Raw genomic sequence first — 18,266 nt, forward strand, 5'->3', positions numbered from 1 at the left:
TTGGACCTCGTTGTGAAAAGGAGTGGAACGATGTCGATTCAGATCAGTTTTCCCGGTGGCGTCGCGGTTGCCGCCCAGGTTGGTGATTTTGAGATCTTAACTGATCAGCCGGTGACCAGCGGCGGGCAGGGACAGGCCCCATCGCCCTACGATTTCTTCCTCAGCTCGATCGGCACCTGCGCTGGTTTTTTTGCCCTGCAGTTCTGCCGACAACGGGAGCTGCCGACCGAGGGACTCGGTTTGACGCTCGATATCAAGCGCGACCCGGAAACCAGGGCGCTGTTGAAAGTGATGATCGATATTCACCTACCGGAAGGGTTTCCGGAAAAGTACCAGCGGGCCATCATTCGGGCTACCGAGCAGTGCTCGGTGAAAAAGGCTTTAAGCGCTCCGCCAGAATTTCTGGTGCGGACGTTTTGATCTGCTAGCGGTGCAGGAATTCTTCAGCTTTGTCGATCAGGTAGCGGGCGATGCTGCGACGCGGCGGCAGGGTCGGAAGTTCGGTCAGCTTGTACCAGCCGGCCTCTTCCAGTTCTTCCTCCTGTAATTTGAACTCGCCTGCGACATAATCGGCGACAAAGCCGTTCATGATCTGGCTCGGGAAGGGCCAGCACTGACTGCCGATATAGCGGAGGTTATCAACTTCGATGCCGGTTTCCTCGGCGATTTCCCGCGCCATCGCTTCTTCGAGCGACTCGCCGAACTCAACGAATCCTGCCACCAGGCCGAAACGACCGGATGCCCATTCTGGTTTGCGCACCAGCAGGATTTCATCTCCTCTGACGATCAGACCGATAACGCAGGGATGGATGCGCGGAAAATGATGCTGCTCGCAGTTCGGGCAGCGCTTTCCCCATTCCTTTTCAAGACGGATCAGTTCTTTACCACAATAACCACAAAACCGGCTGCTCTCTTCCCAGTGCTGAATCATAAGACCCACCCCGGCCAAGGAAATAATGGAGAGTGGGATTTGCGGATTTTGCGCGTGCAGGGAGTGGGCGGTAAGGTCGGTCGAATCGGCATTGAATTCATTTAAAAAGATCATTCTGCAAGGGCGACCTTGCCAACTGCCAATATAGAGATATGGCGAATCAGCATCTTTAGGCATGCTCGGATCTGTTGGTAACTCGGGGCCGTTTTCCCCGGAAATAGTCAAGACCTTCTGCTTGTAGAGTAAAAGCCAGACCCCTTTCTCAGCCGGTTCCTGATCTGGAGTGGCGAGTTGAAATTCATCTTCCAGGCTTTCCCGATTAAAGGGGAGGGCGCAGGTTGAGGGGTATCTTTCCGGTAGACCGATCGGCATCAGTTTATCCTTTTGATGTCAGCGCATAACGAAGTAGCGCGATTTGTGTTTTGGCATCGGTGATCTGCCCAGTTTCGATCATCTTTAACGCTTCACCAAGTTGCATGATGAGTGGTTCGATAAATTCGTCCGGTTCCAGGTTTGTGGTACAACGGGTAAGGTTCTTGGCAATGAACAGATAAATTTTCTCGGTACAGAAACCGATGCTGCTGTAGATAAAACCAAGCGGTTTAATGCTGGATGCCTGATAGCCGGTTTCTTCCTGAAGTTCCCGCGCAACACAGTCGTTACTGGTTTCGCCATTCTCCAACCTGCCAGCCGGAATTTCCAGCACGTAGCCCTGCGCTGCAGGCCGGAATTGGCGGATCAGGATGATGCGGCCATCTTCAAGAATCGGCAGGGCCGCTGCCCCGCCAGGGTGCTGGATAACTTCAAAGCTCGCTTCCCGCTGGTCCGGCATAAGGTGGGTTTCACGTGCCAGATCGAGGATGCGGCCATGATAGAGAATCTTTTCAGTTGTTTTAGACACAGGATCGCCTTTCATTTTTTTCAGCTGAGTGTAGTGCAAAGACGAAGTCCTGACAATTACTGAAGAAATAATAGCAATCCTTAATGATTGTGCTAGACTGCTTAACCAGTGTTTGCTTTTTGGTGCTGGTATTTGAGTTCACTGCTGAGACGAGGAAAGAACTGATGGCTGAACAGACCGAGTCTGGGAAAAAGATTCTTTATGTAGATGATGAGGAAGGTTTGGCGCTGTTGGGGGAAGAGTTTCTTGGCGATCTTGGTTATGTTGTGACCAGTGCTTTTGACGGAGAGGGCGCATTGGCTGAATTCAAATCGGCTGAGCCTGTTTTTGATCTGGTGGTCACTGACGAGTCGATGCCCGGCATGAGTGGCATCGAGTTGGCACAGAAACTCTATCAATGTGCCCCACAAACGCCTGTTATCCTCTGCTCCGGACACATGTTGTCGATGGAAGAGCCTGGTATGGATCAAACCAATATCGTCGCGGTATTGCTGAAAACAGATGTTTGCCTTAAGCTTCCTGACATGCTGGAAGACTATCTGTAGTTTCTGTTCGATATAATTGGCGTAATTGACAAAGGCCTTTGTTCGTTTTGCACGAGCGCCTAGAATAGCCCAAACCGTTTCTTTTTCTTTTCGATCGGTGCTTCTAGGGAACCGACCGTAGGAAAACGCTCGACCACCGCACGGACATGCGGGGCTTTTTTCAGCTCTTCAGTAAGGTCCTGCCCAGCCTGGTGGGAGTCCATATGATTGCCGTCGACCCACATCTTGCTGTTGCTGACGTCGTAGATCGTTCCGCTGATTGCAACATAGGCTGATTGACCGTTGCGGCCATCAAATTTGGCCAGTTCTTCCTTTGTCATTTCTCTCCTCATGCATCAATGATTGAAATAGGTGGAACCTTGCAGTCGGGTCGAAAACTCGTTTAGCAGTTGTTGGCGCTCTTGCAGGTTGATGACCCCTTTGCGCACCGCCGCTTCGGCCCGTGAGCGCATCCGCTCGAATAGTTCCTGCGGATTATATTCGGTCTGCAGCAAGACATCGGCAACTGAATCGGCAGGGGTTTCACGAACCACGTCGAAACTGCCGTCAGCGTTGAGCTTGACGCTCAACACGTTGGTATCGCCAAACAGGTTGTGTAGGTCGCCGAGGGTCTCCTGGTAGGCACCGATCAGGAATACGCCGAGAATATAGTTTTCGTCTGCATCCAACGAATGCACAGGCAGGGTTGGGCTTTCACTATGACCGAGGATGAAGCCGGCCAGCTTTCCGTCGCAGTCGCAGGTCAGGTCGGAGATGATGGCATCTCGGGTAGGTGCTTCATTCAGACGCTCGATCGGCATCACCGGGTATACCTGACCGATTGCCCAAGTGTCAGGCAGCGACTGGAAGACACTGAAATTGCCATAGTAGATGTCAGCCAGTTGGTGTCGTAGCTGTGGTAACTCTGTTTCGACGTCCGGGTTTTGGTCGAGCCAGGCAAGTGTTTTGCGTGCGATCGACAAGAATAAGTTCTCGGCCAGTGAGCGCTGTCGCAATGAAACTTCTCCGGCCCGAAACAGGTCGCGGATCTGGTCACGGTTGCTAAGCGCCCGCTTGTAGTTAGCAGGCGAGGGCTGGTGCGCCTGCAGGTTCAAAGCAAACTGTTCGGCAACCAGCTGATGGAGGTTGTCCGGGCGCCGCTCTGGCAAGGCGAGTGGCTCGAACTGCAGAACGTCGAGGATATTGAACAACAGCAGGGTGGTATGGGCGACAGTGGCACGTCCCGATTCGGTGATCAGCACCGGGTGGGGCACCCGCTTGGCATCCACTGTTTCGGCGACCGTCTCGACGATCGCCCTGCAGTAGCCTGGCAGATCGTAATTTCGCGAATGGCTGTGCTGTGACTGGTTGCCAATGTAGTCGACGGCAAGACCGCCCCCCAAGTCGAGGTAGCGTAACGGTACCCCCTCGTCACTAAGCTCGGTGTAGAAACGGGCCGCCTCTCTTACCCCGGCACGAATCTCGGTGATGTCCGGAATCTGCGAGCCGAGGTGGCAGTGCAGCAACTGCAGACAATCGAGCATCTGCTCCTGACGCAACTGGTCGACCACTTCGATCAGCTGTGCCGTGCTCAGGCCGAAACTGCTGCGGTCACCGCTAGTTTCGGTCCACAGCCCGCCGACTTTGGCCGAGACCTTTATCCGTAGCCCGATCAGAGGTGTAATCTGCAGTTCACGGCTGCGATCGATGATGATTGATAGCTCCGATGGCGACTCGATAACGAAGATGCAGTCGATGCCCAACTTCCGGCTGAGCAGACCGAGGTCGATAAATTCGCGATCCTTATAACCGTTGCAGATCAGGAGACTGTTCTCATTGAGGTTAGCAAGGGCTAGTAGCAGTTCCGCCTTGCTGCCCGCCTCTAGCCCGTGGCTGTAACTTTTGCCGAAGCGACAGATTTCTTTGATCACCTCGGCCTGCTGGTTGACCTTGACCGGGAAGACCCCCTGATAGCGGTTGCGGTATCCGCTCTCGGCGATTGCCTTGGCAAAGCTTTCGTTGAGTAATTCGACCCGGGCCTGAAGTAGGTTTTCGATTCTAATCAGCAGCGGGCAGTTGTGTCCCCGGGCTTCGGCACCGGCGACTAGTTCGCTCAACGGTAGGGAGACCGGCCCCTCTGGAAATTCCACCTGGACAAGCACCTGTCCGTTTTCGGAGAGACAGAAATTGCCGGCGCCCCAGCGGTCGATGCCGTACAGTTCGGCGGAGTCGGCGACCGTCCAGTCGTTACTGCTGCGCTGCTTCATCCTGCTCTCCTCCATTTATTCCGCGATGTTTTCTTTGGCAAAGGTCGGTAGCATGAAGGCCCCGAGATGTAAATCCTCATTATAGTACTTGGTGTAAAAACTACGGTTCGCAGCTCGCTCGCGATCAAAATCTCTGACCGGGTGATACTTCTTGCTGGCGAAGGCGAAACTCCAGAAACCGCTCGGGTAGGTTGGGATGAACGCCTGGTACATTTCAACGATCGGGTAGACAGCGCGCAGGTTTTTGTACATGCTCTTCTGGATCTCGGCGTGATAGAACGGGGATTCGCTCTGTGCGACCATGATTCCGTCATCTTTCAGGGCCCCGAAGACCAGCCGGTAGAAATCCTCCTCGAACAGGCCTACCGCCGGGCCGATCGGGTCGGTCGAATCGACTAGGATGACATCGAATTCATTCTGATGTTCGCGGATATAGGCGAGCCCGTCGTCGACATGCAGTTTAACCCGCGGGTTGCTGCCGTCGATATCGCCGGCCATGCTCGGCAAAAGTTCGACAGATTTTTCGATCACCAGGCCGTCGATCTCGCACAGCGTCGCCAATTCGATGTTCTGGTGTTTCATGATTTCGCGGATGCTGCCTCCATCGCCGCCGCCAATCACCAGCACTTGTTTTGGGGCGGGATGAGTGAACAGGGCCGGGTGCACGATCATGTCGTGATAGACGAATTCGTCCCGTTCGGTGACCATCACTAAGCCGTCGAGCAGCATCATCCGGCCGTATTCGAGAGTGTCGATGATGTCAAGCTGTTGAAATTCACTTTTCCCGGAGAACAGGGTTCCGGTCGATTTCATCGTGATGCCGACGTTGTCGCTATGTTTTTCCGTGTACCACAGGTCCATGTTATCTATCCTTTTCTGACTGAAAATCCGCGCAATTGAGTCAGCAGTTACTATACCTGCTTCAGGACCCAGGCAAGTGTTTTTTTCACCTCTGGATATATTTTTTTGCAATGCTGTGATAAACAGATGCAATTGTATTGTAACTCAGCTGTCGGGAAAGGAAAAAATTGCGATGACCAATGTTCAGAAGATCGGTTTTATCGGTGGTGGTAACATGGCGGAAGCTCTGATCAAAGGGTTGCTGGCCGGGGGGGTGCCAGTCGACCGGATCATGGTGTCTGAGCCGAGCGAGCTGCGCCGCGATCATTTGGAGGAAGAATATGAGGTTGAGTTGACCACTGACAACTGTGCGGTGATGAAAAAGTGTGAAATAGTTGTACTGTCGATCAAACCGCAGATTGTTGATGAGGTGCTCGAAGAAGTCGCCGGAACCTATGGCAAAGACAAACTGCTGGTATCCATTCTGGCCGGCGTCTCTTGCTCCCATATCGAAAAACACTTGGCCGGCAACCCACGGGTTGTGCGGGTGATGCCGAACACCCCGGCGCTGGTCGGCGAAGCGGCAAGTGCAATCTGTCGTGGGCATAGCGCGACCAAAGAAGATCTCGCGCTGGTTAAGCAGCTTTTCGAGGCAGTCGGCAAGGTCCAGGTGATCGATGAACGGCAGATGGATGCGGTGACCGGTTTGTCCGGTTCCGGCCCAGCTTATATCTATACCGTTATCGAAGCTTTAGCCGATGGCGGGGTTCGAGAAGGGCTGCGGCGCGATGTTGCTCACGCTTTGGCAGTACAGACAGTTGTTGGAGCGGCGTTGATGGTGCGCGAAACCGGGGAACATCCAGCAATCCTCCGCGATCGGGTCTGTTCGCCGGGTGGAACTGCGATTACCGGGGTCAGCACCCTAGAGAAAAAAGGTTTGCGGACAACACTGATGGAGGCGGTTTCGGCCGCTGCCAACCGTTCCCGGGAGTTGGGCGGTCAGTAGGCTGCTCCCCATCTCGATCCTTTTTCTCTTTCCCCCGCTGTCGGGGTTGTCCGGTCGAGCTGTTGTTTTTGGAGATAATACTGTTGTGCTGGGACAATTGTTGACCTTTTTCTTGCCGGTAACACTGCTTACCATCACTCCCGGTGTCGATACCGTGCTGATTATTCGCAACAGCAGCCGCTGCGGCTGGCGCGCTGGCGTAGTCAGTAGCTTTGGGATTTGTTGTGGTCTGTTCGTCCATGCCCTGGTATCGGCATTGGGCATTTCCTTGTTGCTGCTGCAATCGGCGCTGGTATTTTCGCTATTAAAACTTGCCGGGGCGGGGTATCTGGTCTGGTTAGGACTGGTCAGCCTAAATTCGGCATTCGGTGGGCGACAAGTGTTACCCCTGCCTGCCGCACGGACAACTGACCTCCAACTGCGTTGTTCCTTTGTTGAAGGTTTGTTGTCGAACGTGCTGAACCCGAAAGCGATCTTTTTTTACATGGCTTTTTTGCCCCAGTTTATCAATCCTGCTGGTTCAGTACTTGGACAATCGCTGTTGCTGGCCGCGCTTCATTTCGTTATCGCCATGTTGTATCAAACCTTGCTTGCCGTATTGGTTGAGCGGGCGGGGCGGTGGTTGAATGGTTCGCGGGTGCGGCGTGGGCAAGATATTGCGACCGGTGGTGTGATGGTGTTTTTCGGTCTGAAGTTGGCTTTCGAGCGTTGACGTAGTATTAGCTCTTTTGAGCAGGACCTGCTTTGCCGAGAACCTCGTCTGCCAGCCGGATATATTCGATCTGACGCCAATCGAAACCGAGAAGTTTCGCCCCACAGGCGTCAACGGCAACCGGATCAAAGCCGGCAACCAGTTTGCCGACCGGCGGGTCGCAGGTCGGCCCGCCTAGATGATATTCCGCCATCCCGACACTGGCATCAATAATCGACAAATCCGGTTTTCGGTACAGGTTCAGCTCGAAGATCGATTTGTGCATGTGTGCATGAAACGCCGCTTTGCGCCAGTAGCCCCCTTGCTGATAATGGTGGTGGGAGGGGAAGCCCATCATGTTTTTCATTGCCAGGGTCACATCGGCTAAACTGTGCGCTTTTAGAACCGGAAATGAAATAATGAAGCTTTCGAAGGCGATTTTCGGCAAATAAATTTGCGGAAACACCTGGCATAGAGGGTTGCTCAGGCAAATATTTTCCACTTCGTTCAAATCGAGCAGTTCTATACAGTAAGTCTGAGCGAGGCGGTCGTAACCGAGCGCGTGGAAAACGTCAGCGGTATCGATATCCGGCTCACCAGACCCTTCGGCGATGAGCAACTCTGCATCACTGCAATTGCGGATATAACGGATTAAAGTTTCCATTGCCGCCAGCGGCAGGGTGATCGGTGGCGGTGAGGTGTTGACTAAGTTCGGTTTCAGCAGAATCCGTTGCTGTTGCTCTAGTACATCGGCCGCGCCGATCCTGTTAAGGAGTTCTGGCAGGCTGGTTTCAAAACTGTTGAATTTGTAAAGTCGGCAACGGTCGGTCATCTGTTCTCCCTGTTTTCTTTTCAAACTAGCATTCGCGGTTGCTTCGGGGAACAGGAACAAAAAAGGGGTTGCCATTATCCAGGCAACCCCTTTTATCTGGTTTTTTTCTGCTAGCCGCAGGTTTCTACGGTGGCCGCATCCAGCGAATAATCCTGTAGAAACTTCAGCAGGTTGTCGCGGTCTTTGTCAGACATCTCATCCAAAACCTTCTTGTCAACGTCATGCCTGTTTTTTTCAACAAAACGCTTCCATTGCGACATGGTTTTGCTGGATGGCTTTAGTTTGCCAGCATCACTGCCTTTGACATGGCATGCTTCACAGACTTTGGCGAAGACCCTTTTGCCGCGCCGGGCACTCGCGGCATAGGAGATGCTGGAGACAGCGAGAACCATGGCAAGAACCAACAATAGGGAAATAATACGTTTCATAAGTGCTCCTTTGGAAGGCTGTAAACTATTACTTTCTCAGGATGTCCATTGCTTTTTGCAGGGAGACCTTCATTCGGTTAAAGGCATCTGCAAGCGACTTGATTTCGTCATTTGTATCGACATCGAATGAACGATCCATCTTGCCGCGACTGATATCTCCAGCAACTTCAACGATGGTTTCGATCGGTTTGACCACACTGCGGTTAATAATCAGGTCGATGATGATCAGTGCGACTAGGAATAGGACTGAAACAACCGCGCTCAAAAAGGCCAGCTTCTTCCAAGTCAGTTCAACTATTTTTTGGGTCGAAACATAGACGATCCGGGTACCGACGATGTCACCCTCTTTGTAGCCGTAACCGGAGGTCGTGCCATACTCTGCGACCATGTCCGGGTGCGCTGCTTCAGGGGTGTCATGGCACCAGATACAGCCCTTGCGAGCCTCTATCGGGATCGCTGAAGCGTAGAAGCTTTCACCGTTGATTTCTGTAAAGCCGCTATATTCTTCATATTCACCCTTATCAAAACCTGCAATGATCTTTTCTTCGAATGGTGTCGATTGATTGTCCGGATTCAGCGGGTTTGGCGAGCTGATTTTGAGCAAGTATTCCGGGTATGCGGTGTTAAGGATTTTCGCCGTCTTTGCCAGCATAACAGCACCGACCGATGCCTCCGGGAAATACTCGTCGCCGATCAGCTCATTCAGTTCTGGACGCACGTATTGTGACATATACTTTTGGTTGGCGTTCATCGAGCGCAGAAAAAGTTCGGTTTTTTCTGCCGCTTCTCGGCGGGTGTCCTCGGTCAGCAGGTAGTAACCCGCTCCGACGACCCCGATCATCGAGAAGATATAGACAATCGCGAGAATGACAAAGACCCGCTTTCTGATATTCATATTTTTAAACATTATTCCTGCTCCTGTTCAGAGTGCATTGAAATAAACTAAAGCTTGTACTGGTTAATAAACGCATCCCGATCTTCTTCCGGAACTTCCCCCGCCAGTTTTTGAAGAAAACAGGAATAATTTGCCTGCGGCATCGGGTTGCCGCTGGTGTAGCTGATGGTGGATGCAGCCTGCTCGGCAAGAATCGTCCCCAATGGTCCGACCAGATCGATGAACCCGTCGATGACTGCAGCGATCTCGTCTGCATCGATCGGTGGTCCAACGTTTGCTGCGGGAGCATCTGTGGCCGGTTTGGGAGCTGGAGAATTTTGCTGCGCGACTGCCGCTAGCAGATTTTCGTGCAAAGGGAAGTCGAGTTTTTTTCGAACCGGGTAACCGGTAATGAAATTGACCCATTCCACAGGCTTGCTTGCGATGGTACCGAGAATTTCTTCTGGTGAAATACGACCGTGAGCGATATGTACTGCCTGGCCATTTTCAACCAGTATTTTGCACAGATGTACATCTCTGGAAAATTTAATGACCAACTGTCCCTGCTGCCCCGAGCCAAGATGCTCACTAAAGGCTTCTTTGAGGGTCATCAGGCACCTCCCAGTTGTTTTTTGATCTCCAGCAACAGTTCCATCGGTTCGTATGGTTTTGTGATATAGGCATCAGCGCCTTGCTTTTTGCCCCAAAACTTGTCGCTGGCTTCCGCTTTGGAAGTTAGCAGGATGATCGGCGTGTTTTTAAGATTCGGATCTGTCTTTAGGGAACGGCATACCTGAAAGCCATTTTTCCCCGGCATAATGACATCAAGGATAATCAGGTTGAACCCCCCGCCACGCGCGGCCGTTTCCGCTTCAAGACCATCTGTTGTTGTCGTGATTTCGTGTGGCGTCGAGCCCAGCACTTCCTGTAGCAAAGCCAATTCTGTTTCACTGTCTTCGGCAACGAGAATTTTAGCCATTTGTCGCTCCTTTTTTTCAGGGCAATGAGACGCTTTTAAAAGCACGATAATATGCCCGTACTAAAGTATTGAAAGTTGTAGCTTGCTAAGGGCACAATAATGAGTGATTATAAATAAAGTTAATTTTTTTTCAACAACTAATATGAGAAAATTTTAAAATAAAATAAGATGAAATCGTAAAGATCGGCGGATAGCTGAAGGTTTTGTTGTGCTAAGTGGCTAAGAATAAAAGGACACTTGGGTGTTTGGGGGGAGATGGAAATAGAAAGAAAAAAGCCGGGGGCGGATTGAAATTGCTAGACTCAAGGTTAGCTGGCGTCTTGATAATGCTTGGCAACTATCGGCTGCAGCTGTAAATGGGTATCTGGTTGACCACAAACCAAGAGCCGGTCGCGGTAGGGAGAGTAAGTGGATCCCAAATGATTACTGACCCGACAACCTGTTTCCTCCATGAACAGTAACGCGGCGGCGACATCGTAAGGTTGCAGGTCACTTTCCCAGAAACCCTGTAAAAAACCTGCCGCGACATAGCTGAGGTCGAGGGCTGCGGAGCCGAAACGACGGATTCCGCGGCTACTGTATAGAACCTGCTCCGCACAGGGGAAGAAGGAGGTTGCCAAGTCTTTGGAGCGGTAGGGGAAGCCGGTACCGATCAGCGCTTGCGAGAGCGGAACGTTGCTGACGGTTGGACAAGCCTGACCGTTACGGCACAGACCTTGCCCTCGTCGGGCGCTGAAAAGTTCCTCCGACGCTGGTCGCAACACTACGCCAAGTTCGCAGAGGCCGTCAATTTCCAGCGCAACGGAGATACTGAATTGGTCCAGGCCGCTGAGGAAATTTGTGGTGCCGTCAAGAGGATCGATCACCCAGCGTAAAAGTTCATTGCCGGTGGTACCTGTTTCCTCACCGTAAAAGCCAGCTTCCGGTAACAGCTTACTCAGCCCCTCTATTAACAGCTGTTCCGAGTTTATGTCGATTTCAGAAACGAACTCACGTGCTACCTTTTCCTCGCCGCCACCGGGTGGCAGGGAACGAAACCGACTCATCTGGTAGCGGCCGGTCTGCCGGGCAAGGTTAATGACATTTTCGAGCAGCTGCTGGTCGATCATGTCAATTGTATTCATCCCGAGTGCTGATGATGCGACTGTAGGGACTGAAGGTGCGTTGGTATTGACGAATTTCCAAAATGGCGATATTGATGATGCTGGCAATCGGGACCCCGATAATCATGCCCAACACGCCGTACAACTTGCCACCCATGACAATCGCCAGGATCACCAGCAATGGGTGTAGATTGGATACCCGAGAAATCAGAATCGGGATCAAGATGAAATTGTCGAGGATGATCTGCGCGATCAGCAGGTAGACACAGAAAATCCACCAGAACTGTCCGCCCATGCCCAGATCGACCAGAGCGATAATCAGCCCGGGGATCATGCCGACAATCGGTCCGATGTAGGGGACCAAGTTGGTGACCCCGGCAATAATACCTAGAATTGGCGCGTAGCGAATGTCAGTCAGCGACAGACCCATCCAGACAACGATGCCGATGATCAGTGCTTCCAGAATCCGTCCACGGATAAAGTGGGCAAGTTGCCAGCTGACGTGATCGTAAATATCGAGGATCATCTCAAAATAGCGATTCGGCGTGAGCGAGATCAGACCGCGCATGATGCGGCGACTGTCGCGCAAAAAAAAGAACGAGAACAGCGGCACAAGTAAAAACAGGCTGCCGATCCGCATAGCCGACTTCGGTGTTTGCGATAGAACCAGTCCGAACAGCTCTTCAGTCGATGCGCGGAGCTTGTCGACCAGATCGTAACTCTTTATGAACGGTAAGTGCCTCTGCAAGGTGCTCAGCAGGCCGTTGATGTATTCAACCGCGCGCCCGAAGTAGCGCGGAAAATCGGCTTTTAATGCCTGTAGCATCCCCTTCCAGTTGGGTGGGCCGATCAGCATCAACAGTGTGAGGATCAGGATCGAAACCAGAAAATAGACAATGAAAATGCTACCGGTTCGGCCGATCCTCTCTCGCTCGAAAAATTGTACCACCGGGTCGAGCAGAAAGGCGGCAATCAGCGAGATCAGGATCGGCAGAAACAGCCCTTCTGTCGCTGTTTTCAGCATGTTGGTGATGGTCGAGGCCGAAGAGAAGATGGCAATCCCTGAGGCAATGGCCGCAGTCAGGACAACGTAGAGTAGGATTACCTGGGCACGGGTGAAGCCGCTCTGATCAGTCATGACTGTCCGCGCTCCCGTTTCAACTCGTTGATCAATAGGTGGCTCTGGTGGAGCCGGTCGCTGATCACCCGTGTCAGGCCGAGTAGGATCTTGGCTGAAATGGCGGGATACTTGCGAACCGCATCTTGCATGTCGGAACGGAACAACCCAACCAGTACCGACGCTTCGGTGGTGCGGGCGGACGCAATCCGCGGTCGTGAGGCGGTCAAGGCAACTTCGCCGAAGAAGTCGCCCGGTTCCAGTAATGCCTGCTCGATTTCCCGACCGTTTTCATCGCGCGTGTAAATGCGTACCTGGCCGGAACGGATGGCATACATGCCGGAGCCGATGTCGCCCTCTTCGAAAATGATTTCGTCCGCTTTATAATCACGGACATGCACGATATTTTCCAGAAAGCTGAGTTCCCGTTTTTTCAATTTGCTGAAAATCGGAACGGTGCTTAGAAAATAGGCCAGGGTTTCCTGGTAGCCGGAACTGCGAAAGATATTGCTCCAGAATGGATTCACTGCGCACCCTCTTTGTATCTCATCGAAATGGCTATTCGCCTCTTCCTCAGAGGCGGAAAGTCTTTATTATACCAGTAAGTTATTTATGCACCAGATAAAAGATTTTGTTCTGGCTGCCTCTTTATCCCGTTACCGAGTTTAGTTTATGCTGTGAGCCATGATAGAAATCGATTTGAGTAAATATCCGACCTCGCCGGGGGTCTATCAAATGCTTTCCGCTGATGGTGAGGTGCTATACGTCGGTAAAGCCAAACAGTTGCGCAATCGGCTGCGCAGCTACTTTTCCTCTCGTGGTGATGGCCGCACGCATATCCCTTTATTGATGGAGAAGGTGCGGGGCGTCGAGGTGATTGTCACTGATACGGAAAAAGAAGCGTTGCTGCTGGAAAATACGCTGATCAAAAAATGTCGGCCGCGCTACAATATCGATTTACGTGATGACAAGACCTATGTCTCGGTTCGGATTGATCTGCGTGAGAAGTTTCCCGCTCTGCAGGTGGTGCGGCAGGTGAAGGATGATGGCGCCAGCTACTTCGGTCCGTACTCTTCAGCTGGGGCGATCCGGCAGACATTGAAAGAGATTTACCGTATCTTTCCGTTGCGGCATTCGAGTATCGAGCGCTGCAGCAAGCGGGGGAGGCCCTGCCTTTTTCACCAAATCGGCCAGTGCAGTGCTCCATGCCACGGGAAAATCGGCCGCGTCGCATACCGCGCCTTGGTCGACGGGGTTATCGATCTGCTGGACGGGCGAGAATCGAAAGTTGTCGCCCGGCTTCAGCAGCAGATGCTGCAGGCTGCGGCCGAAATGCGTTTCGAGGATGCGGCCCGCTTGCGGGACCAAATAACTGCGATCGAAAAAAGCATTGAAAAGCAGAAGGTTGCCGAGTATGGCGGTGGCAATCAGGATGTGATCGGCTTGCACCGGGAAGGTGGGGAGGTGGAACTCGCTCTGCTGTTCATCCGCCAGGGGAAGCTGATCGGCCGGCGTTGTTACCCTTTGCAGTGGATTCTCGATCTGCCTGAACTGGTGTCCGGTTTTTTGCAGGAGTATTACGCGCGCGAGGTGATTCTGCCAGATCAGGTTTTGCTCCCGTTTCCACTGGAGGATGTCGATCTGCTGTCGGACTGGCTGAGTGAAAAACGTGGCCGCAAGGTCTGTTTGCAGGCCCCGCAGCGAGGTGAGAAAAAGCGGCTTTGTCAGTTGGCCCTGCGCAATGCGGAAGAGTCTTTCAAGCAACGTGGGAGCCGGAAGGATGCTCGTAAACGGTTGCTGGAAGAGTTGCAGGCTAAGTTTCATCTGCCCCAGTTCCCCTGGCGGATCGAATGTTTCGACATCTCAAATGTGCAGGGAACCCATTCGGTGGGCAGTATGGTGGTGCTGATTGACGGAGAGCCCGCCAATGCGGAATATCGTCGCTTCAAAATTAAAACCGTCGATGGTGCCGACGATTACGCCTCGCTGGCGGAAGTGCTGCGACGTCGGTTACAGCGGGGGATTGATGAGCAGAATCTACCGCAGATGATCTTGATCGACGGGGGAAAAGGACAGCTCGGTGTCCTCTCCGAGGTGTTGGCGGAGTTTGACCTGAAGGGCAGAATCGGAGCGGTTGGAATCGCCAAGAGCAGGGTGGTTGCCAATGTCCGCGGTAAGGCGGTGGAGCGCAGTGAAGAGCGGTTCTTTCTGCCGGGGCGGAAAAATCCACTCAGCTTCCGTAGTGGCTCGGCGACTCTTTTTCTGCTGGAGCGGTTGCGCGATGAAGCGCATCGCTTTGCTATCACCTTTCATCGGCAGCTGCGCAGTAAAGCGAACTTGCGTTCTGGTCTGGAAGATATCCCTGGGGTCGGGCCAGCCAGACGCAAAGCCTTGTTAAAGCATTTCGGCAGCCTGAAACAGGTCCGTGCCGCTACGTTGGATGAATTGGGTAAAATGCCTGGTCTCCCTGCTACCCTTGCCGAACGAATCTATCAGCATTTCCAGCAGGGCTAATTCCACCCTTTTATTGTTTTGTGGGCTGCTCAGCCGGGAGCAGAAAATTCCCATTTCAATTAAAAATTATTCGTGAGTGGTATTTCCAGTTGACTCTGGAAGAGAAAAACAATAAAACAATATATCAAAAATACCGTATATATGGTTGTGCGAATTAAACGAAAGGAAGAAAACGGAATGCAGAAGTCAATTTCTTATCTGGTGCGTCTGGGACTGTTGCTGTTTGTCTGCGGAACCTTCGCCTCACCGGTAATGGCAGGCAGCCACAAAAATCGGATCAAGGGAACAGTGAGCGAACCTCAGGATGTCACTCGCCAATGTCTTAAGTGCCACGGTAGCGCTGCGAAGGATTTTATGAAGACTTCGCACTGGAACTGGAGCCTCAAGCAGACTGTTGATGGGCGTACTGTTGATCGGGGGAAGAAGAATGCGCTGAACAATTACTGTACCTCGGTTGCCGGGAACGAGCAGTTCTGCTCAAAATGTCACGCCGGTTACGGGATGACCGATATTGCTACCTTCAATTTCGATAACCCAGAGAATATCGACTGTCTGGTCTGTCACGACACCACAGGGCGTTATGGAAAAGCCGGCAACGCTGCCGGGATGCCGAGTGTGAATATCGACCTGATACAAATAGCCCAAAATGTTGGCAAACCTAGCCGCGACAACTGTGGTTCCTGTCACTTCTTCGGTGGTGGTGGTGATGCCGTGAAGCACGGTGACCTTGACTCTTCCATGTCGTATCCGACTGAAGAGATCGACGTTCATATGAACATGGAAGGAAACGATTTCGCATGCGTTGAGTGTCATCAGACTGAGAATCATGTGATCAGCGGGAACTCTCTTGGGGTTTCCCCGGGCGGTAAGACCCATTTTGGGTGCGATCAATGTCATGCTGGGGAAATTCACAGTGAGAGCCGCATTAATGCTCACCTCGATACCGTCGCCTGTCAAACCTGCCATATCCCGACCTATGCCAAGGAATTGGCCACCAAGATTTGGTGGGACTGGTCAAAAGCCGGCGAAGAGCGCCAATTTGACGAAAAGGATGAGTATGGTCATCATACCTACATCAAGAAGAAGGGTGAGATGAAGTACGGAAAGAATCTGGCTCCGGAGTATCGCTGGTATAATGGCACCGCTGGTGCTTACCATCGCGGCGACAAGATCGATCCGAGTACGGTGAGCAGTCTGGCGTATCCGTTGGGTGATCGCAGCGACGAAGAAGCCAAGATCTACCCTTTCAAGGTGATGCGTGGCAAGCAGATCTACGACACAGAGTACAAGAACTTGATTACGGCAAAAATTGCCAATGAAGGTGGTTACTGGAAAGACTTCGATTGGGATAAGGCGGCTCGCCTTGGTAGTGAAGCAAGTGGCCTGCCATACAGCGGCAAGTACGGTTTTGCCGAAACCGATATGTACTGGCGCCTCAACCACATGATCGCTCCGAAAGAGAAAGCTCTCGGCTGTCTTGATTGCCACGGTGACAAAGGTCGGATGAATTGGATCGCACTCGGTTACAAGGGTGACCCGATGTCCAATCTGGCATGGGCACGATCAAAATAAAATCAACTCTCTCTAGGTAAATTACTGATAAAAAAGCCTTCGGAAAAGGGCCTCAGTTCACTGGCAAACCCCGCATTTTAGGATGCGGGGTTTACTTATGTATGTTTTCCAGGGAGTTTTCTGTTCAAGCAGGTAATGTCTAGGATAGCGGCAGCGCGGGGGTGTGGCGCTAATATATGCTCTGATCCACCTTAGAAGAGCTGAACCTTTGCCATTACCCTTCTTTTTCTAAGGTTTGCTCAGCAGTAGAGCTATCTTTTTCATATTCATGACAGGCGGTGGACAGTAAACACTGCTCTTGGGGCACACAATAGCCCCCGCATCCGGATGTAGCGGTAACCGTGGAGTTGCTTGCCATTGGCAAAACTGCGCGCAACGGTTTCTTTGCCGTGTTTGTAGATCGCTTTGCAGGTTTTGGTCTTACGGTGTGAATCGACTTTTTCCTGATAATCCTCCCAGACATGGCGGGTGGCGGTTTTGACCTGTTGTACGTTCTCGGTACATTGTCCAAGAAATGAACAGGTCCGGCAGATAGCGGGACCAGAACGATACTTACGATAGCCTTGTCGGTTAGTGGTGCGATAGGTCAGTAGCTGGCCCCTCAGGCAGTGGCAACCATAGTGTTGCGGTTCATTAAATAATAGTCGCGTCTATAGAGGTCTCCTTTGATATGGGTGGGACGCCGGTAGCCGATCACCCCGTAGATGTCGCGCTCTTCAAGTCCCTTGCAGATCGGATCGGTGCGGTCCTGTAACCGGCGTCAAGACCTACGGCTTCAGTTTTTAATCCGAAACGCTGCCGCTGGTGGTCGAGCCGCTCTAGGTACGGGAGACTATTATGAACGTTGGCGGGTGTGATATGGGTTTAGGTAATCAGGTTGTATTTGCCGCAGGTGGTGCGGTAATCGAGACAAAAGAAACCCTTCGGTTTGCCCTCACGCATCAGGTAACCACTCTCAGGGTCGGTGGTGCTTGACTTGATCTCTTTAGGTTCAGGGGGCTGCTCTTTGGGCCTTAACGGTTTTTCCCGTGGTCTTTTCGATCCTTGCTGATCGCCTTTTCCAGATCATCCATGTATTCGCAGGTCGCACGAACGATCTGCTTCTTCTTGAACTTATGCTTGTTGGCACTCGCTTTTAAATGGGTAGAGTCGGTGTAGAGAACCTTCCGGTTAAGCAGTCGTTTGCGCATCGCCTGCAGGACGATCTCATCGATGATCTCCTAGATGGTGCTATCGGTAAAGCGACGTCGAAGGTTCTGGCGGAAGGTCGAAGCATCCGGAACTTTGTCGGTCAGGCTGAAACCGATGACCCTGCAATAGACAATATTGGCCTGAATCTCACAAACACAGTCGGCGCTCGGAACGGATGCCGAGCCGATAACCGAGAAACAGCATCTTGAACAACACTACCGGATCAATCGCTGGACGACCATTGTCGGCGCATTAAAGGTCCTTGACCTTTCCGCAGATAAAGTCAAAATCAATCACGCTATCCATTTTGTGCAGCAGATGATCCTAGGCAACGAGTTCTTCAATGCTTACGAATTCCAACACAACTTGTTTGTTGTCATGTCCACGTAACATGCAAACATTTTACAGAAATTCAGTTCACAAAATCCCCGCTAAAAGGGCGAGGATTTGTCAACAGTCTGAGACTTTCAGAAGACGGCTTTTTAATATTGTAGAA

General features: G+C 52.1%; 19 protein-coding genes and 1 pseudogene. 6 read left to right on the top strand and 14 right to left on the bottom strand.

What is annotated here, in order from left to right; all coding sequences use genetic code 11:
• Nucleotides 1-30 precede the first annotated feature (30 nt).
• The gene (locus Q7J88_RS02795; protein ID WP_303720634.1) at nt 31-420 is read left to right on the top strand and encodes an OsmC family protein; all 390 of its coding nucleotides are present in this window, start codon (nt 31-33) and stop codon (nt 418-420) included.
• 4 nt (nt 421-424) lie between these two features.
• Here the strand turns inward: Q7J88_RS02795 and nudC are convergent, their stop codons facing one another.
• Nucleotides 425-1,303: an NAD(+) diphosphatase gene (gene nudC, locus Q7J88_RS02800; protein ID WP_303720635.1), complete on the bottom strand. Its 879-nt coding sequence runs from the start codon at nt 1,301-1,303 to the stop codon at nt 425-427.
• A gap of 4 nt (nt 1,304-1,307) precedes the next feature.
• The gene (locus tag Q7J88_RS02805; protein WP_303720636.1) at nt 1,308-1,832 is read right to left on the bottom strand and encodes an NUDIX hydrolase; all 525 of its coding nucleotides are present in this window, start codon (nt 1,830-1,832) and stop codon (nt 1,308-1,310) included.
• A 164-nt stretch (nt 1,833-1,996) separates the two neighbouring features.
• Here Q7J88_RS02805 and Q7J88_RS02810 point away from each other — a divergent pair, with 164 nt between their 5' ends.
• Nucleotides 1,997-2,377 carry a response regulator gene (locus Q7J88_RS02810; RefSeq protein WP_303720637.1) on the top strand — a complete coding sequence of 127 codons (381 nt, stop codon included), beginning with the start codon at nt 1,997-1,999 and terminating at the stop codon, nt 2,375-2,377.
• 59 nt (nt 2,378-2,436) lie between these two features.
• Here the strand turns inward: Q7J88_RS02810 and Q7J88_RS02815 are convergent, their stop codons facing one another.
• The 3 genes from Q7J88_RS02815 to speE are packed head-to-tail and all read right to left on the bottom strand — an operon-like array spanning nt 2,437 to nt 5,484.
• Nucleotides 2,437-2,697: a cytochrome b5 domain-containing protein gene (locus Q7J88_RS02815; RefSeq protein WP_303720638.1), complete on the bottom strand. Its 261-nt coding sequence runs from the start codon at nt 2,695-2,697 to the stop codon at nt 2,437-2,439.
• 15 nt (nt 2,698-2,712) lie between these two features.
• Entirely contained in the window at nt 2,713-4,623 is a 1,911-nt protein-coding gene (gene speA, locus Q7J88_RS02820) for a biosynthetic arginine decarboxylase (RefSeq protein ID WP_303720639.1), read from the bottom strand.
• Between the two features lie 15 nt (nt 4,624-4,638).
• On the bottom strand, nt 4,639-5,484 hold the full coding sequence (gene speE, locus Q7J88_RS02825; protein WP_303720640.1) for a polyamine aminopropyltransferase: 846 nt from the start codon (nt 5,482-5,484) through the stop codon (nt 4,639-4,641).
• Between the two features lie 172 nt (nt 5,485-5,656).
• Here speE and proC point away from each other — a divergent pair, with 172 nt between their 5' ends.
• Both proC and Q7J88_RS02835 read left to right on the top strand, forming a co-directional pair.
• Nucleotides 5,657-6,469, top strand: coding sequence for a pyrroline-5-carboxylate reductase (proC, locus tag Q7J88_RS02830; protein WP_303720641.1), 813 nt, complete (start codon nt 5,657-5,659; stop codon nt 6,467-6,469).
• 85 nt (nt 6,470-6,554) lie between these two features.
• Nucleotides 6,555-7,181: a LysE family translocator gene (locus Q7J88_RS02835; protein WP_303720642.1), complete on the top strand. Its 627-nt coding sequence runs from the start codon at nt 6,555-6,557 to the stop codon at nt 7,179-7,181.
• A 7-nt stretch (nt 7,182-7,188) separates the two neighbouring features.
• Here Q7J88_RS02835 and Q7J88_RS02840 read toward each other — a convergent pair whose 3' ends face one another.
• The 8 genes from Q7J88_RS02840 to Q7J88_RS02875 all read right to left on the bottom strand — a co-directional run bounded on the left by Q7J88_RS02840 (nt 7,189) and on the right by Q7J88_RS02875 (nt 13,020).
• Nucleotides 7,189-7,992 (bottom strand): DUF362 domain-containing protein, encoded by an 804-nt coding sequence (locus Q7J88_RS02840; protein ID WP_303720643.1) that lies wholly within the window; start codon nt 7,990-7,992, stop codon nt 7,189-7,191.
• A gap of 110 nt (nt 7,993-8,102) precedes the next feature.
• Nucleotides 8,103-8,420, bottom strand: coding sequence for a cytochrome c (locus Q7J88_RS02845; RefSeq protein ID WP_303720644.1), 318 nt, complete (start codon nt 8,418-8,420; stop codon nt 8,103-8,105).
• Nucleotides 8,421-8,448: 28 nt separating this feature from the next.
• A complete protein-coding gene (locus Q7J88_RS02850) occupies nt 8,449-9,327 on the bottom strand; it encodes a DUF3365 domain-containing protein (RefSeq protein ID WP_303720645.1) in 879 nt (292 codons plus the stop codon).
• Between the two features lie 35 nt (nt 9,328-9,362).
• A complete protein-coding gene (locus Q7J88_RS02855) occupies nt 9,363-9,905 on the bottom strand; it encodes a hypothetical protein (RefSeq protein WP_303720646.1) in 543 nt (180 codons plus the stop codon).
• Complete coding sequence (locus tag Q7J88_RS02860) at nt 9,905-10,273, bottom strand: response regulator transcription factor (protein WP_303720647.1); 369 nt, start codon at nt 10,271-10,273, stop codon at nt 9,905-9,907. The genes Q7J88_RS02855 and Q7J88_RS02860 overlap by 1 nt, the downstream gene beginning before the upstream one ends.
• 308 nt (nt 10,274-10,581) lie before the next feature.
• Entirely contained in the window at nt 10,582-11,397 is an 816-nt protein-coding gene (locus tag Q7J88_RS02865; protein ID WP_303720648.1) for an inositol monophosphatase family protein, read from the bottom strand.
• Nucleotides 11,384-12,514: an AI-2E family transporter gene (locus tag Q7J88_RS02870; protein WP_303720649.1), complete on the bottom strand. Its 1,131-nt coding sequence runs from the start codon at nt 12,512-12,514 to the stop codon at nt 11,384-11,386. Before Q7J88_RS02870 ends, Q7J88_RS02865 begins: the two co-directional genes overlap by 14 nt.
• Nucleotides 12,511-13,020 (bottom strand): Crp/Fnr family transcriptional regulator, encoded by a 510-nt coding sequence (locus tag Q7J88_RS02875; RefSeq protein ID WP_303720650.1) that lies wholly within the window; start codon nt 13,018-13,020, stop codon nt 12,511-12,513. Before Q7J88_RS02875 ends, Q7J88_RS02870 begins: the two co-directional genes overlap by 4 nt.
• Nucleotides 13,021-13,177: 157 nt before the next feature.
• Here Q7J88_RS02875 and uvrC point away from each other — a divergent pair, with 157 nt between their 5' ends.
• Together uvrC and Q7J88_RS02885 are read left to right on the top strand one after the other, a co-directional pair.
• Nucleotides 13,178-15,007 carry an excinuclease ABC subunit UvrC gene (gene uvrC, locus Q7J88_RS02880; protein WP_303720651.1) on the top strand — a complete coding sequence of 610 codons (1,830 nt, stop codon included), beginning with the start codon at nt 13,178-13,180 and terminating at the stop codon, nt 15,005-15,007.
• A gap of 177 nt (nt 15,008-15,184) precedes the next feature.
• Nucleotides 15,185-16,579: a tetrathionate reductase family octaheme c-type cytochrome gene (locus Q7J88_RS02885; protein ID WP_303720652.1), complete on the top strand. Its 1,395-nt coding sequence runs from the start codon at nt 15,185-15,187 to the stop codon at nt 16,577-16,579.
• Between the two features lie 228 nt (nt 16,580-16,807).
• On the opposite strand, the pseudogene Q7J88_RS02890 reads toward Q7J88_RS02885, so the two are convergent.
• Nucleotides 16,808-18,163, bottom strand: a pseudogene (locus tag Q7J88_RS02890) (IS1182 family transposase).
• Between the last annotated feature and the right edge of the window lie 103 nt (nt 18,164-18,266).

The organism is Malonomonas rubra (assembly GCF_003247215.1).
Classification (GTDB): domain Bacteria; phylum Desulfobacterota; class Desulfuromonadia; order Desulfuromonadales; family Geopsychrobacteraceae; genus Malonomonas; species Malonomonas rubra_A.

What these genes read in the sequence shown, in the direction of transcription:
- Q7J88_RS02795 (WP_303720634.1), top strand. Translation starts at nt 31, where the DNA reads ATGTCGATTCAGATCAGTTTTCCCGGTGGCGTCGCGGTTGCCGCCCAG.
- nudC (WP_303720635.1), bottom strand. Translation starts at nt 1,303, where the DNA reads ATGCCGATCGGTCTACCGGAAAGATACCCCTCAACCTGCGCCCTCCCC.
- Q7J88_RS02810 (WP_303720637.1), top strand. Translation starts at nt 1,997, where the DNA reads ATGGCTGAACAGACCGAGTCTGGGAAAAAGATTCTTTATGTAGATGAT.
- Q7J88_RS02815 (WP_303720638.1), bottom strand. Translation starts at nt 2,697, where the DNA reads ATGACAAAGGAAGAACTGGCCAAATTTGATGGCCGCAACGGTCAATCA.
- speA (WP_303720639.1), bottom strand. Translation starts at nt 4,623, where the DNA reads ATGAAGCAGCGCAGCAGTAACGACTGGACGGTCGCCGACTCCGCCGAA.
- speE (WP_303720640.1), bottom strand. Translation starts at nt 5,484, where the DNA reads ATGGACCTGTGGTACACGGAAAAACATAGCGACAACGTCGGCATCACG.
- proC (WP_303720641.1), top strand. Translation starts at nt 5,657, where the DNA reads ATGACCAATGTTCAGAAGATCGGTTTTATCGGTGGTGGTAACATGGCG.
- Q7J88_RS02840 (WP_303720643.1), bottom strand. Translation starts at nt 7,992, where the DNA reads ATGACCGACCGTTGCCGACTTTACAAATTCAACAGTTTTGAAACCAGC.
- Q7J88_RS02845 (WP_303720644.1), bottom strand. Translation starts at nt 8,420, where the DNA reads ATGAAACGTATTATTTCCCTATTGTTGGTTCTTGCCATGGTTCTCGCT.
- Q7J88_RS02850 (WP_303720645.1), bottom strand. Translation starts at nt 9,327, where the DNA reads ATGTTTAAAAATATGAATATCAGAAAGCGGGTCTTTGTCATTCTCGCG.
- Q7J88_RS02855 (WP_303720646.1), bottom strand. Translation starts at nt 9,905, where the DNA reads ATGACCCTCAAAGAAGCCTTTAGTGAGCATCTTGGCTCGGGGCAGCAG.
- Q7J88_RS02860 (WP_303720647.1), bottom strand. Translation starts at nt 10,273, where the DNA reads ATGGCTAAAATTCTCGTTGCCGAAGACAGTGAAACAGAATTGGCTTTG.
- Q7J88_RS02865 (WP_303720648.1), bottom strand. Translation starts at nt 11,397, where the DNA reads ATGAATACAATTGACATGATCGACCAGCAGCTGCTCGAAAATGTCATT.
- Q7J88_RS02870 (WP_303720649.1), bottom strand. Translation starts at nt 12,514, where the DNA reads ATGACTGATCAGAGCGGCTTCACCCGTGCCCAGGTAATCCTACTCTAC.
- uvrC (WP_303720651.1), top strand. Translation starts at nt 13,178, where the DNA reads ATGATAGAAATCGATTTGAGTAAATATCCGACCTCGCCGGGGGTCTAT.
- Q7J88_RS02885 (WP_303720652.1), top strand. Translation starts at nt 15,185, where the DNA reads ATGCAGAAGTCAATTTCTTATCTGGTGCGTCTGGGACTGTTGCTGTTT.